This window comes from Corynebacterium sp., assembly GCF_052107835.1.
In the GTDB taxonomy this organism is placed as follows: Bacteria; Actinomycetota; Actinomycetes; order Mycobacteriales; family Mycobacteriaceae; genus Corynebacterium.
In genome coordinates this window covers 1-12685 of sequence record NZ_JBQEDF010000025.1, presented here as the reverse complement: position 1 = coordinate 12685, position 12685 = coordinate 1, and the positions used below count along the sequence as shown (strand labels likewise).

Below are 12685 nucleotides of genomic sequence, written 5' to 3'. Positions count from 1 at the left end.
TACAAGAATCCTTTGTATGCACAGTTCAACACGATAAAACCCACTAGACCGAGAGGTCTGCTATGGGGTACGAAACTCCCGCAGGGCGCACTGCGCCCACCACTCCACGCAGAAACATCCCCGCACCCGCCACCATTTTCGTCACGGTGAATCACCGCCGGAATGGCTTTCGGGAAGTTGGCCGCTTCCTTTTCGACGGCAACCCCGCAGGGTGGTCCGAGCGTCCCACGGGGTTACCGTCGGAAAACAAGCTGTGACCCGGGGCGCCGCCGGGGATCACCTCCCGCGCGCCCAGACCGACCACAGCTGCGCGTAGCGTCCGCCGGCGGCGACCAGGTCATCGTGCGGCCCGCGCTCCATGATCCGACCGTCCTCCATCACGAAGATCTCGTCGGCCAGCCGCGCCTGGTCCAGACGGTGCGCCACCGTCAACGCGGTACGACCCTCCGTCAACCGTTGGGCGGCGTCCTCCAGCGCGGCGGCACCGGCCGAACCCGCCTCGGCCGTCGCCTCGTCCAGCACCACCACCCGCGGATCGCGCAGCAGCACCCGGGCCAGTGCGATCTGCTGCGCCACCACCGGGTCGGGGACCAGCCCGCGGGCCCCCACAACCGTGTCCAGGCCGTCCGGGAGTGTCCCGAACCAGTCGCGGGCCCCCACGGCCTCCAGTGCGTCGACCAGGTCGTCGTCACCGGCGTCGGCGGCGGCGAGCCGCAGGTCGTCGCGCAGCGTCCCGGAGAACGTGTGGACCTCCTGCGACACCAGCGCCAGCCGGTCGGCCCGCTCGTCGTCCGACAGGTTCGTCACCGGCACGCCGTCGACGGTCACCGAACCCGCGGTCGGTTCACGCAGCCCGGCCAGCAGGGTGGCCACGGTCGTCTTCCCCGCACCCGACGCTCCGACCAGGGCAACCGTCCTCCCCGGCTCAATCGTGAAGTCCACACCGGATACCGCCCACGCCTCCTGGCCGTAGGCGAAGGAGACCCCGTCCAACCGCACCTCCCCGCGTGGCTCGGGCGCCCCGGCGTCCGGCACCGGACGCGGCGGGTCGACCGTCACCCCGACAATGCGCGCCAGCGAGGCGTAACCGGACTGTGCCACGTCCAGCACCCGCATGATCTGCTGCAGCGGCCCCCGGACGCGGATCAGCATCAGGGTGGCGGCGGTGACCGAGCCGACGCCGATCACACCGTGGTCGACCAGGATGAACCCCAGCACGACCGCGGTCCCGAGCATCACCAACTCCGCGATGAGCATCCAGTTCATCAGCACGACCATCACCCGGTTGGCGTTGACCGCGTTGACCATCACCGTGCGCGACGCCGCACCGATCCGGTCGTGCATCCCGTCCTCCATCCGGAAGGACCGCACCGTGGCACGGCCGTGGATCGCCTCCAGCACCCGGCGGGCCCGCTGACCCATCGAGGCCCGCTCCGCGGCGTACAGCGTCGGCGCCTTGCGCAGGTAGGCCCGGGCGGCGAACCAGTACACCGGCGACACCAGCAGCACGACCAGCAGGAACCGCCAGTCCACGGTGAGCAGGCTGACCGTGGTCGCACCGATCATGAACACGGCGGTCGACAGGATGGGCAGGGCCTCCATGATCGCGGCGGACACCTGGGCCACGTCGTCGGTGGAGCGGCTGACCACGTCGCCGGTGCCGGCGTCCTCCACCCGGTGCATCGGCAGCCCCAGGGCGGTACCGACCATCTCCTCGCGCAGGTTGGCGATGAGCCGCTCCGACAACCGGGCGAGCAGGAAGAACCCGGCACCGTTGCACAGTCCGGCGACGATCGCGACGACGACCATCATCCCGCCGGTCCGCCACAGCGCGGCCGGTTCGCCGCTCTCCCCGACGATGTCGACGATGCGGCCCAGCAGCCGCGGGATGGTGACCGTGCAGAACGAGCCGACGGTGAGCAGGACGAAAGCCAGCAGGGCCTGCCGTCCCGCACCGGGTATCCGCCGCGCCTGCGCGGCGACCTCCTTGCGGGCCTGTAGCCAGGTGGCCAGCGGGAACGTCCGCACCACGGCGTCCCCGTCGGAGGACGCGTTCACCGGCGCCAGGGATGCGGCCCTCATCGGAGTACCCCCGCGGCGTCCAGTTCCTGCCCCGCGACGACGTGCCACGCGGGAGCGTCACTGATGACCAGGACGCGGCGCCCCGGCCGCCCCGCGTACAGCGCGGCGACCCGCTCGGCGATGTGCTGCTCGGTCACCGAGTCCACCGCGGTGGTCGGGTCGGTGAGCACCAGCAGTTCAGGGTCGGCGGCGATCGCACGGGCCAGGGCCACGCGCTGGCGCTGCCCGCCGGAGAGACGGCGCCCGCCCTCCCCCACGGAGCGCCCCGGTCCGCCGGGGATGTCGGAGCAGTCGGCGACCTCCAGCGCCGCGGCGGCCACCTCCGGGTCGGGGTGGACGTTGTCGCGCAGTGGCCCGTCGAACAGGTCGGCGCCGTGCGGTGCGACCACCACCCGGTGCCGCGGGAGACGGCGCAGCTGCTCGGTGAGCCCCCGGTGGTCGCCTCCGCGCACGACGGTCACCCCTGACGGAAGCCTGCCGACCACCGCATCCGTCTCCTCGTCCGAGGCCTCGTCCGGCTCCGCGAACGGGGCGGTGAGCACGCCGACGACGCGGCGTCCGGACGCACTCGAGATGGCGACCCGGGTGGCGAAGTTCTTGCCCAGCATCGTCATCGGCTGCACCACGTACTGGGACAGCCCCACCACGGTGATCAGCCCTCCGATGCTGAGGTCGCCGTTGAGTGCCAGCCAGCCGGCCACCACACCGATCACCACCACGTAGATCGCCCCGATGGATTCGGTGACCATGGTCAGCCGCGCCTCCGCGGCGTTCGCACGGACCGTGGCGTGGTAGGCGTCCGTGGAATAGCCGTGGTAGCGGCGGCGCATGGTGCGCACCACGCCCAGGCCCTTGATGATGCGCAGGCCCTGCACGGCGTCCGCGGCGACGGCGGCGGTCTGCGCCAGCGCCTGCTGCCGCTCGGCCGCCCGGTTGCGCAGCGGACGCGCCGCCCGCACCGACAGCGCCACGACCAGCGGGGCACCGAGCAGGACGCCCAGGCCGAGCTGCCAGTGGATCGTGAGCACCACGGCCGCGACGTAGATGATCGAACCGACCTCGGCGACGGGGAACACCGTCATCACCACGATCTCGGCGGCCTTGTTCGCGTCCGTGCTGGCGATCGACAGCAGTCCGCCCGCGGTGCGTTCGCGGCCCTTGATGCCGCGCGGGTCCTGGATGCGGTCGGTGACGGTGGTGCGCAGGTCGTGGCTGAGCTGCTGCAGGGTCATCTCCAGGTAGCGGCGTCCGAGCCACACCGCGATGCCGTTGGCGGTGAACAGGGCGATCAGCACACCGACCCACAGCACCAGGCGGCCGGGTTCACCGCTGGCGATGGCGTCGTCGATGGCGCGTCCGACGACAATGGAGGTGGTGGCGTTGCAGATGAACCCGAAGAGCATGCCGAAGATGGCGACGAACTGCAGCGGCCGCTGGGAGAAGGCGACCTTCAGCAGCCAGCGGCGGTCATCGGGTGCCGGGAGCTTCGAGGGAAAGGTGCGGAGGAGTCCGGATCTGATGGTGTCTGTGTCCGACCCGGGGTTCTTCCTCTGTGCACTTTCCGCCATAGGGGGACACCTTACCGGAAGTGCACCCTAACCTGCGAACACCCGGAGCTCACACGCCCCGGTCGAGGTGTCCGTGCAGTTTCACGGAGAATACGCGCCGGCAGTCACGGCACTGCCAGGCGTTGTCGGTCTCCTCGTCGGGGAAGAGGTTGTCAGAGGTGCAGTACGGGCAGTTCATGACGGTCGCCCTCCTGGGGTTGGGGTGTGCGGTCTTTCCTGGGATCTGGTCGTTCGCGCGTTCCATGACTACTGCAGGACAGCCTCGTCGGCACGCAGCACCCAGTCGCGGAACTGCTCACCGTCGGTCCGTTCCTTCTTGTAGTTCTCCACGACCCGGACAACGTAGTCGTCCAGTCCGGCGGAGGTGACCTTGTGGCCGCGCAGCTTCTTGCCGAAGTCCGGGTGCATACCGACCGCGCCGCCGAGGTGGACCTGGAAGCCCTCCACCCGGTTGCCGTCGTCGTCGGTGACGATCTGGCCCTTCAGCCCGATGTCGGCGACCTGCGTACGGGCGCACGAGTTCGGGCAGCCGTTGAGACTGATCTTCAAGGGGACGTCCAGGTCACCGAGGCGCTCCTCGAGCTGGTCGGCCAGGGTGATCGCACGCTGCTTGGTGGTCACCAGGGCCAGCTTGCAGAACTCCAGGCCGGTGCAGGAGATGATGTCGCGCCGGAAGGACGACGGACGCGCCGACATCCCCTCGGCCTCCAGGGCGTCCAGCAGGCCGTCCACCTGGTCCTTCTCCACGTTGAGGAAGATCAGTTCCTTGTCCGGGGTGGTGCGCAGGTCGGTGACACCGTTCTTCTCCGCCAGATCAGCCAGTCGCTGCAGCTGGTCACCTTCGGTGTGCCCCACGGTGGGCTTGACGCCGACGTAGAAGCGTCCGTCCTTCTGCTCGTGGACGCCGACATGGTCGCGGTAGCCGGGGAACACCTCCGGCTCGGGGCCGTCGGTGAGCTTATGGCCGAGGTAGTCGTCCTCCAGGATCCGGCGGAACTTCTCGATACCCCAGTCAGCGACGAGGAACTTCAACCGGGCACGGTTGCGCAGCTTGCGGTAGCCGTAGTCACGGAAGATCCGGACCACGCCGCACCACACCTCCGGCACCTCGTCAATGGACACCCAGGCACCGAGGCGCTGGGCCAGCATCGGGTTGGTGGACAGCCCGCCACCGACCCACACGTCGAAGCCGGGGCCCTTCTCCGGGTGCTCGGAGCCGATGAACGAGATGTCCTGGATCTCGTGGGTGATGTCCTGGCGGACCGACCCCGAGATCCCGGACTTGAACTTGCGTGGCAGGTTCGCGAACTCGTCGCGGGTCAGCCAGTTCTCCTTGATCTCCTTGATCGCCGGGGTGGCGTCGATGATCTCGTCCTTGGCGATACCCGCGACCGGGGAGCCGAGGATCACGCGTGGGACGTCGCCGCAGCCGAAGAAGGTGTCGAGGTTGACCCTGGCCAGGCGGTCCCAGATCTCGGGGACGTCCTCGATGCGGATCCAGTGCAGCTGGATGTTCTGCCGGTCGGTGAAGTCGGCGGTTCCACGGGCGAAGTCGGTGGAGATCCCGCCGATGACGCGCATCTGCTCGGCGCTCATCATGCCACCGTCGAGTCGGATGCGCATCATGAAGTAGCGGTCCTGCAGCTCCGCGTTGGACAGCACACCGGTCTGCTCGCCGTCCATGTCCTGGCGGCGCTGGGTGTACATGCCGATCCACTTGAACCGCGGTGCGAGGTCCTCGGCCGGGATGGAGTCGAAGCCCTGTTTGGCGTAGATGTCGCGCACGCGGTCCGCGACGGCCAGGCCTGCGTCATCCTGCTTGATGCGCTCGTCGTTGTTCAGCGGGTTCTTCCCGTCGATGAGCCACTGGCCCTGCGGCTTCGGTGCGGCGCGGTCCTCCTTCTCCTCCTCGGTGAGCACCTTCGGCGCCGGGGGCGCATCGGCGATGGCCTGCTCCAGGGCCTTCGTGGCCTTCTGGACGGCCTTGCCCGCCTTCAGCTCATTCCAGCGGGCCTTGCGCGCCGCGGCGAACAGGTCCTTGTTGTCCGGGTCAGCCTGGGTCGCGTCCTCCGCGGCCTTCGTCTGCCCGGCCAGTTCGGTCTGCTCCGCCTCGACACGTGCGAGTTCCTCGCGGGCGGCGGCGACGGCGGGGTCCTCGGGGAACTCCGCCTCTGCCTCCACCTCTGCAGCGGCGGCCTCTTCCGGTTCGATCCCCTCGACGATCTCCGCCGCCCGGACCGCCTGTGCGGCCTGCTGCTCGGCGGACCGGGCCGCGTTCGCGGCATCGGCGAGCTGCGTGTTGTCGGGCTGCGCGGCGGCGGCCCGCTCGGCGGCGTCCGCGGCGACGGCGAGGACGGAGGCCCCGGCGCGCACCAGCGACAGGGTGTCCTGCCCCGGCAGTGCGGCAGGTGCCCCGGCGGGCGTCTCCTGCTCCACCGGTGCAGCGGCCTCCTCCGCCGGTGCGTCCGGGGCGTCGTCCCCGGCCTCCTCCGCCGCTTCGGTGGCCTTCTTCAGGGCACGACCGGCCTTCCGCTCGGCGGAGCGGGCCCGTCGTGCGGCTGCGGCCAGCTTCTTGTCGTCCGGATCCGCCTCGGCAGCGGCTTCCGCCTCCTTGGTGGCCTCGGCAGTCTCGGCCACCTGCCGTTGCGCGTCGGCCACCGGGTCACCGCTGGACCCGGCGGCGGGCTGTGCCGACTCGGGCTCGGGCTCCGGCGCAGCCTCCTCCTGCACCTCGGTACCGGCATCCTTCACGGCCGCGGCCGCCTTCTGCACGGCCTTCCCCGCCTTCAGCTCATTCCAGCGGGCCTTGCGCGCCGCGGCGAACAGGTCCTTGTTGTCCGGATCTGCCTGGGTCGCGGCCTCCGCGGCCTTCGTCTTCTCCGCCAGCTCGGCCTGCTCGGCTTCGGCGCGCTGCAACTCCTCCTGCGGTGACAGTGGGGCTGTGTCCGACTCGGGCTCAGCGGCCTCGACCTCGGCCAGGGCGTCCTGCGCCTTCTTCAGTGCACGTGCGGCACGGCGCTGCGCATTGCGCGCCACGCGGACGTCGTCGACGAGCTGCTCGTTGTCCGGATCGTCCTTCTTGGCCTCCACGGCCGCCTTGGTGGCCGCCGCAGCGTCCTTCTTGGCCACCTCGGCCTTCCGGACGTCCTCGCGGGCGTCGGTGACGGCAGAAGCGACAGTGGTACCCCGGTGCGCCACCCTGGTGGCGGTGCGGCCGGAGACCCGGTTGCGCCGCTCAGCCGCCCTGGTGGCGAATACCCCCTCCGGTTCCGTGACGCCAGCGGCGGCGTCGGTGTTCGTCGCCTTGTCGGTCGCCGTGGTCATACGTCCTCTTCTCCTGATCGTCCCCTCGCCAGGGGCCCGGTCCGCAGCCTACAGACCGCTCAGTCTGTTTCTTTCGTGTCGCCCCACAGTAGACCGGTCGGTCCGTGGACACAACGTAGGCGGCACTCACCCGCGAACGCCCAGTTCGCCGCGTCCCACCCGAGGACTCCTTGCAGCTTGCAGACCGAGTGGTCTATAGTCTGCTCACGTCAGTATGGCGACCCCATGGACATGCCCGCGCTTCAAATCCGGCGTAGGGCAGGCTAACATGGATGGACGACCATACACCCCGAACCGGCCCTCAACACCGGCAGAACGCTGCCACACACGGATAGGACCCAAGCATTCATGTCTGACACCCGACCGCTGCGCGTCGCCGTCATCGGATCCGGCCCGGCCGGCATCTACGCCTCGGACGCCCTGATGAAGTCCGGCAAGGACGTCTCCATCGACCTCTACGAGAAGATGGCTGCGCCGTTCGGCCTGATCCGCTACGGGGTCGCCCCCGACCACCCGCGCATCAAGGGAATCATCAAGGCCCTCCACAAGGTCATGGACAAGCCCCAGATCCGGCTGCTCGGCAACGTCAACGTCGGTGAGGACATCACCCTCGAGGACCTGAAGAACCACTACGACGCCGTCATCTACGCCACCGGCGCCACCGATGACCGCGACCTGGCCATCCCCGGCGGCGAGCACTCCCACGGCGCCGGAAAGTTCGTGGGCTTCTACGACGCCAACCCGCGCTTCGACGAGTCCTGGGACGTCGACGCCGAGTCCGTCGCCGTCATCGGCGTGGGCAACGTGGGCCTCGACATCGCCCGCGTGCTGGCGAAGACCGGCGACGAACTGCGCGTCACCGAGATCCCCGACAACGTCTACGAGTCACTGAAGAACAACAGGGCGAAGGAAGTCCACGTTTTCGGACGCCGCGGCCCGGCCCAGGCGAAGTTCACCCCCCTGGAACTCAAGGAGCTCAACCACTCCGACACCATCGAGGTCGTCGTCAACCCCGAAGACATCGACTATGACGAGGGTTCCGAGAACGCCCGCCACAACTCCAAGATCACCGACCAGGTGTGCACCATCCTGGAGAACTACGCCGTCGCCGAGCCGAAGGACGCGCCGCACAAGCTGTACCTGCACTTCTTCGAGTCCCCGGTCGAGATCCGCACCGACGCGAACGGCAAGGTCACCTCGCTGGTCACCGAGCGCACCGAGCTCGACGGTGACGCGGGCGTGGTCAACACCGGGCAGCTCACCGAGTGGAATGTCGGCCAGGTCTACCGCGCCGTCGGCTACAAGTCCGACGAGCAGGCAGGCATCCCGTGGGACGGCAGGCAGAACGTGATCCCGAACGTCGGCGGCCGCGTCCTGACCGAGGGCCCGACGGCCGACGGCATCGCCGGCGTCCCCGGCTCCGCCGACCCCGAGGCCGAGCTGCGCGAGACCCTGCCGGGCGTCTACGCCACCGGCTGGATCCGCCGCGGACCGGTCGGCCTGATCGGCAACACGAAGGGTGACGCCAACGAGGCCGTCGCCAACCTGCTGGCCGACCACGACAACGGCGTGGGCTTCGCACCGGAGGCCCCTGGCGAGGACGATGCCATCGAACTGCTGCACTCCCGTGACATCGACTACACGACGTGGGAGGGCTGGTACAACCTCGACGCCCACGAGCGTTCCCTGGGCGAGACCGAGGGGCGCGAGCGCAAGAAGGTCCGCTCCCACGAGGAGATGGTGCACTACTCCTCCGGCGAGGCGCGGGTTAAGGCGTAGCCTGCGTCAGTCCTTCACGAGATTCAGGAGCGTCCCATTGCCGCTCCTGCTGACGGACACCATGGCATCGTTGCCGCCCGTGCACGTTGACGTGTCACCGGCCGTGCCGATCATGCACTCCATGGTGAGGGTTTCGGAGTTGGCCGGGGTGTAAGCCTCGACCGTCGCCACCCCGGCGGGCGGAGTGACGGTGGGGTCCGGGGCAGCTGAGGCATCGAAGACGTACACCGGCTTCAGCGCCTCCTGGGCTACATTCATGGCAAAGCCGCAACTGGTGTTGTCGCCGGCTGTCACTGTCGCACCATCGAGGACGCCGCAGTCACCGCCAATCTGGTTGGGGTTGTCAGCCAGGGCAGAGGCATCCTCGGCACCCTCTCCTGAATCACCTGCGTCCGCGCTCGGAGTCGGCTGCGGTCCGGAACTCCCGCCCTCCCCTTCAGCACCGATGGCATCGACACCACTCCGGTCGTCGACACTGACCCAGTCGATCGGCACGGTAACGCCCTCGAGATCCCCCGGCACCTGGTCGCTCCGGTAGTCCCAGGTCTGGCCGGATTCCTGCATCTCCGCACCGTCGAACTCCCAGGCCGTGGTCGTGGTCTGGCCGCTGGCGGACTGCCCGCTGGTCTCGAAGAGAGCGTCATTGTTGGCGCTCGCCTCCAATGCCATCCTGGCTCCACCTGCGCTCGCCGCACCCTCGTGGAAGATCTTCTGCGCCTCGATCAGCTCGGAATCGTCCTCCGATGCGGCAAGGACGCGGACCGCGCCGAACTCCGAGCCGATCGCCTTCACCAGCAACTCAGGTTTGCCGTCAGCGGTGATGTCCACGAGCGCGTACTCGAACTCTCCGGTGGGTTCACCCGCGGAGAAGTCGTCGGCGTCGAAGAACTCCGGTCCGAGACCGTCCAGGGCATCGTTGTAGAGGTCTGTGAGGGCGTCGGCACTGTCGGCGTCGTCGGGGGCATCAGTAGTGCTGGTGTCGGTGCTGGCGGCGGTCTCGTTGCTGGTCGGGACGCCGGCGTCACTGTCGTCCGAACTGCAGGAGGAGAGGACGAGGGCCGTCGACGCGAACAGGATTGCGAGGGTGGTGCGGGTACGCGGCATGTGCAGGCACTTTCAGTTGATGGCGAAGCGTTCAGAGGCGAAGGTAAGGGACACTCTAATATGTAGGACAGGAAATGTCTCTGTTCATCTGCGTTCTCGTTCATGTGTGGAACACCCCGCGTCACCACGGCCACCACAGGGGACGGACCCGAGCCAGCGCCGACGTGGTCACGCACTATCGTTGACGCCTGAAAATAGGTAGTAAATTCAGGACAGTACCCACGCGGAAATAATTCACCATCAGCAATTATAAAAAGCGTGTAAACGCTGGAAACTCCCGGGAATGAAAAATTCCCGGGGGATTTCTTTCATTTTCACCACGTCGCCAGACTCCGCCGCGTTATCCTGACGACTATGACCGACGCAACAGAGACCACCGAACCCGTGGCACCGTCGAAGGACGCGCCCGAGGTCCACATCACCGGCAAGCAGATCCTGAGCATGCAGCCGCAGCAGGTCCACGCCCTGTACAAACTCCGTGTCGACGTGTTCGTCAACGAGCAGCAGACCAGCTTCCCCGAGATCGACGACACCGACATCGAGGCGGGAACACACCACGTCCTGGCCTACATCCACCCCGGTACCGGCCCTGATTACCCGTGGGGCACCCCCGACCCCGGTTCACCGCTGCGACTCGTCGGTACGGTCCGGGTCTTCGGACCCCCTGAGCAGCAGCACATCGGCCGACTCTGCGTCCACCCGGAATTCCGGGGGTTCGGCATCGCGTCCAAGCTCGTGGACGACGCCCTCGAGGTCATCAAGGGACGCGCAGCCGGACTGGACCCGAACGTCCAGAAAACCGAGGTGAAGATCGAGGCGCAGACCTACCTGATGCCCTTCTACGAGTCCTACGGTTTCACCCCGGCCGACGACACTTTCACCGCCGAGGGAATCGAGCACCAGGAAATGCACCTCACCCTCGACTGAGACCACGTTTCGCGGAAATTCGGGCAGCCAGGAGACCCGCCACCCGGCGGGCCTCACCGGGGTCGAACGCGTCTGCGGCGGAACCCCCGCCGCGGTAGTCCCGCCGGGCCTGCTCCAGTACCGCTGCCGCGTCCGGCTCCGCCCTGCCCACCAAGCTGGCCGCGTCATCCTTCGGGACGATGCTGCCGGTGTCCAGGGTGACCAGGATCCGGGCAAGCGTGAGCAACACATTGCGCTCGTCACCCCCGATCCCCTGCACCAACGCCGGAACGGATTCCGTCACGCTGTCTCCGAGCAGTCGCCGGGATACCGGATCCACGAGTTCGCCCAATGGGGGTCCACGAAGGACCAGGTTCGCGTCCTGCGCCGTTGCAAGGAGCACGACCGCGTCCGGATCCTCGGCCGGTACTGGCGTTTCACCTGCGACGATCCCCGCGCGCAGCCATTCCCCGTACTGGAAATCAACGCGGCGGAGATGACGTCCTCCGTGCGCAAGGTTGTCCTCCAGCATGACCGTGAGTTCCACAGGTCGGCGTCCTGCCGCGTCCGGGAACGTGTCGGCGTGCCCGCTCCAACCCGACAGCCGGAGAAGGAGATCACAGAGGTCACGGCGTTCGCGATGGGTGAACGAGCGCTGCACGACAAGCAGTACGTCGATGTCACTGGACGGACGCAGACCGGACGTCACCGCCGACCCGTACAGGTACGCCCCCACCACTCCACCAGGGTCAGCGTGCCGCAGATGCGCGAGAAGCGCACCGGTAATCTCCCGGACCTCGGCAGGAATCGGCGAACCCATGGAAGCCACGCTACCGCCTCCTCTACTCCCCGGCTTTCCTGGAGAGGAGTGTTTTCCGGCGCCGGGAAGCACCATCTAAGGTGATCAGGGTGGGAACCAACGCCGAGACACGCATCCTCCTCTACTACCGGTTCACCCCGGTCGCCGACCCGACCGCGGTGATGCTGTGGCAGCGGACCCTGTGCGAATCCCTCGGCCTGCGTGGCCGGATCATCATCAGCCGGCACGGCATCAACGGCACGGTCGGCGGTCCGCTGGACGGGGTCAAGCAGTACATCCGGCGCACCCGCGAATACCCGGGCTTCAAGGACATGGACTTCAAGTGGTCCCCCGGATCCGCGGATGACTTCCCGAAACTGTCCGTGAAGGTCCGTGAGGAGATCGTGAGCTTCGGGGCAGCGGACGAACTGCAGGTCGATGAGAACGGGGTGGTCAGCGGCGGGACACACCTCTCCCCTACCCAGGTCAATGACCTGGTGGAGAAGCGGGGTGGGGACGTGGTCTTCTTCGACGGCCGCAATGCCATGGAGGCGCAGATCGGACGGTTCAGGGATGCCGTGGTTCCGGACGTCACCACCACACAGGACTTCGTCGGCGAACTGGAGTCCGGCAAGTACGACGACCTCAAGGACCGGCCGGTGGTCACGTACTGCACCGGCGGCGTCCGCTGCGAGGTACTGAGTTCGCTGATGCGCAACCGGGGGTTCTCTGAGGTCTACCAGCTCGACGGCGGCATCGTCCGTTACGGCGAGCAATTCGGTGACGACGGCCTGTGGGACGGGTCGTTGTACGTCTTCGACAAGCGGATGCACGTGGAGTTCAGCGATGACGCTCAATCTCTCGGCCACTGCATTCATTGCGGGACTGCGACGAACACTTTCCACAACTGCATCAACGGCGACTGCCGGGAGATGGTGCTGTTGTGTGACTCATGCGCTTCGAACCCGGAGTCCGCGCACTGCGGCAAGGAGGAATGCATGGTCGGCGCGTGCTTGTAGGCCCGTGCGCCGCGTGGTGCGGGCCGGGTGACTTGGCGGGCCGGTGGGGGGTTAGCTGGGGTGTCCCAGTGTCGCCGGTGATACCGGCCCGGCGGCGACGGTGG

Annotated in this window: 9 protein-coding genes; 3 read left to right on the top strand and 6 right to left on the bottom strand. The window is 67.9% G+C overall.

Annotation, left to right across the window (positions count from 1 at the left end):
• Nucleotides 1–276 precede the first annotated feature (276 nt).
• The 4 genes from ACTIL2_RS07855 to ACTIL2_RS07840 are packed head-to-tail and all read right to left on the bottom strand — an operon-like array spanning nucleotide 277 to nucleotide 5570.
• Nucleotides 277–2082: an ABC transporter ATP-binding protein gene (locus tag ACTIL2_RS07855; RefSeq protein ID WP_442336900.1), complete on the bottom strand. Its 1806-nt coding sequence runs from the start codon at nucleotides 2080–2082 to the stop codon at nucleotides 277–279.
• Complete coding sequence (locus ACTIL2_RS07850; protein ID WP_442336899.1) at nucleotides 2079–3650, bottom strand: ABC transporter transmembrane domain-containing protein; 1572 nt, start codon at nucleotides 3648–3650, stop codon at nucleotides 2079–2081. The genes ACTIL2_RS07855 and ACTIL2_RS07850 overlap by 4 nt, the downstream gene beginning before the upstream one ends.
• A gap of 49 nt (nucleotides 3651–3699) precedes the next feature.
• Nucleotides 3700–3894 (bottom strand): hypothetical protein, encoded by a 195-nt coding sequence (locus ACTIL2_RS07845; RefSeq protein WP_442336898.1) that lies wholly within the window; start codon nucleotides 3892–3894, stop codon nucleotides 3700–3702.
• 2 nt (nucleotides 3895–3896) lie between these two features.
• Nucleotides 3897–5570 (bottom strand): nitrite/sulfite reductase, encoded by a 1674-nt coding sequence (locus ACTIL2_RS07840; RefSeq protein WP_442336926.1) that lies wholly within the window; start codon nucleotides 5568–5570, stop codon nucleotides 3897–3899.
• A gap of 1752 nt (nucleotides 5571–7322) precedes the next feature.
• On the opposite strand from ACTIL2_RS07840, the gene ACTIL2_RS07835 reads away from it, so the two are divergent.
• The gene (locus ACTIL2_RS07835; RefSeq protein ID WP_442336897.1) at nucleotides 7323–8753 is read left to right on the top strand and encodes an FAD-dependent oxidoreductase; all 1431 of its coding nucleotides are present in this window, start codon (nucleotides 7323–7325) and stop codon (nucleotides 8751–8753) included.
• Between the two features lie 6 nt (nucleotides 8754–8759).
• Here ACTIL2_RS07835 and ACTIL2_RS07830 read toward each other — a convergent pair whose 3' ends face one another.
• Nucleotides 8760–9857: a hypothetical protein gene (locus ACTIL2_RS07830; protein WP_442336896.1), complete on the bottom strand. Its 1098-nt coding sequence runs from the start codon at nucleotides 9855–9857 to the stop codon at nucleotides 8760–8762.
• A 354-nt stretch (nucleotides 9858–10211) separates the two neighbouring features.
• Here ACTIL2_RS07830 and ACTIL2_RS07825 point away from each other — a divergent pair, with 354 nt between their 5' ends.
• Nucleotides 10212–10784, top strand: coding sequence for a GNAT family N-acetyltransferase (locus ACTIL2_RS07825; RefSeq protein WP_442336895.1), 573 nt, complete (start codon nucleotides 10212–10214; stop codon nucleotides 10782–10784).
• On the opposite strand, the gene ACTIL2_RS07820 is transcribed toward ACTIL2_RS07825, so the two are convergent.
• Complete coding sequence (locus ACTIL2_RS07820) at nucleotides 10771–11583, bottom strand: aminoglycoside adenylyltransferase domain-containing protein (protein ID WP_442336894.1); 813 nt, start codon at nucleotides 11581–11583, stop codon at nucleotides 10771–10773. The two genes, ACTIL2_RS07825 and ACTIL2_RS07820, sit on opposite strands and share 14 nt — an antisense overlap.
• Nucleotides 11584–11672: 89 nt before the next feature.
• Between ACTIL2_RS07820 and trhO the strand changes: the two genes are divergently transcribed.
• Nucleotides 11673–12581 carry an oxygen-dependent tRNA uridine(34) hydroxylase TrhO gene (trhO, locus tag ACTIL2_RS07815; protein ID WP_442336893.1) on the top strand — a complete coding sequence of 303 codons (909 nt, stop codon included), beginning with the start codon at nucleotides 11673–11675 and terminating at the stop codon, nucleotides 12579–12581.
• The last annotated feature ends 104 nt before the right edge of the window (nucleotides 12582–12685 follow it).

What these genes read in the sequence shown, in the direction of transcription:
- ACTIL2_RS07830 (WP_442336896.1), bottom strand. Translation starts at nt 9,857, where the DNA reads ATGCCGCGTACCCGCACCACCCTCGCAATCCTGTTCGCGTCGACGGCC.
- ACTIL2_RS07825 (WP_442336895.1), top strand. Translation starts at nt 10,212, where the DNA reads ATGACCGACGCAACAGAGACCACCGAACCCGTGGCACCGTCGAAGGAC.
- ACTIL2_RS07820 (WP_442336894.1), bottom strand. Translation starts at nt 11,583, where the DNA reads ATGGGTTCGCCGATTCCTGCCGAGGTCCGGGAGATTACCGGTGCGCTT.
- ACTIL2_RS07845 (WP_442336898.1), bottom strand. Translation starts at nt 3,894, where the DNA reads ATGGAACGCGCGAACGACCAGATCCCAGGAAAGACCGCACACCCCAAC.
- ACTIL2_RS07850 (WP_442336899.1), bottom strand. Translation starts at nt 3,650, where the DNA reads ATGGCGGAAAGTGCACAGAGGAAGAACCCCGGGTCGGACACAGACACC.
- ACTIL2_RS07855 (WP_442336900.1), bottom strand. Translation starts at nt 2,082, where the DNA reads ATGAGGGCCGCATCCCTGGCGCCGGTGAACGCGTCCTCCGACGGGGAC.
- ACTIL2_RS07835 (WP_442336897.1), top strand. Translation starts at nt 7,323, where the DNA reads ATGTCTGACACCCGACCGCTGCGCGTCGCCGTCATCGGATCCGGCCCG.